This is a genomic window from Thermoanaerobacter sp. CM-CNRG TB177, assembly GCF_018588165.1.
Classification (GTDB): Bacteria; Bacillota; Thermoanaerobacteria; order Thermoanaerobacterales; family Thermoanaerobacteraceae; genus Thermoanaerobacter; species Thermoanaerobacter thermocopriae.
On record NZ_JAFCAC010000001.1, the window covers coordinates 1 to 1,129 of the forward strand.

1 protein-coding gene and 1 pseudogene are annotated in these 1,129 nt (G+C 29.5%); one reads left to right on the forward strand and one right to left on the reverse strand.

Annotation, left to right across the window (positions count from 1 at the left end):
- A partial coding sequence (locus tag I4N53_RS00005; protein ID WP_214495282.1) for a helix-turn-helix transcriptional regulator occupies positions 1-239 on the forward strand: 239 nt, incomplete at its 5' end.
- A gap of 154 nt (positions 240-393) precedes the next feature.
- On the opposite strand, the pseudogene I4N53_RS00010 reads toward I4N53_RS00005, so the two are convergent.
- Positions 394-830 (reverse strand): annotated as a pseudogene (locus tag I4N53_RS00010) (transposase); the annotation flags it as partial.
- Between the last annotated feature and the right edge of the window lie 299 nt (positions 831-1,129).

Consider the following 1,129-nt stretch of genomic DNA (forward strand, 5'->3'; position numbering starts at 1 on the left):
AAAAGACATTGAAAGAAAAAGAGCTAAATGAGATAAAGATAAAATTAAATGACAGCCAGATAAAAATACTGGCATTAGAGGCAAAGGGATACAGAGGATTAGACATAGCAGAAGCTCTTGGGATAGAAGTTGTGACTGTGAAGTATCACAAGAGAAAGATAGTAGAAAAACTTGAAGTAAAAAATATCAAAGAGGCAGTAGCAAAAGCGATTAAGTTAAACTTGATAGATATGGACTAAAATTTGGGGCTATACTTTAGTATAGTTTTTTTGCTTAATTATGTAAACATTAACTGGAAATGTAATAAAGACTATACTAAAGTATAGTAGACATTGGAAAATTTGTATGTTACAATATCTGTAGAAAAGTTTGGTAGATTAGGAGGGATATAAACAATAATATGTTTTTTAATATAGGGGTAGAATCCATGGAAATAAACTTACCGGAGATAATGCCCATATTTTTGAGGATATTGACCTGATTTTGAAAAATAGAGGTCAAATAATCATGAGAGAAGTCATTAATAAAATGACGGAAAGTCAATAAGAAGAAAGAGGTTTAAGGATGTTAAAGTCACAAAGATGAGCAATGATAAGATTATTGTGTGAGATAATCTAAAAGGTCAGAAATTGTACCGAATCTTAAAGCTTAATAACAATAAAAGCTCTAAACATTGCACAATGAGAATAACTCTTACGGCCAGGGCTAGAGGAAGGGGAGTCAGGTATTGAAGACAAGTCTAGATTTTTAAACATAGAAGAATAGAAATCAATTTTAGACTGAGAAGTAAAGAGTTCAGCTATATTTAAGAGTAATTGAAGCTTATACATGTTAGGATTTCCTCTTTATAAGTATATATAATAATTCGACAAATAAGGGAGGAAATCCCACATAAAAGATAAAAGAATTTAGGAGTAATAGCTGTAAATGATAAAATAAGAATGTACGAAAAGTGGAAAATAAAAATGTGCAAATTTGTACATAAATTTGGTATCCTTCTGTTTGTAGGAGGGATACCAAAAATGAAAAATCTATTAGGTCAAATTAGTATATTTAAGGCTATTTAAAGATAATTGATGAAATAAACAAAAAAGTTAATCAATCCACAAATCAATCAACAGGAATACAA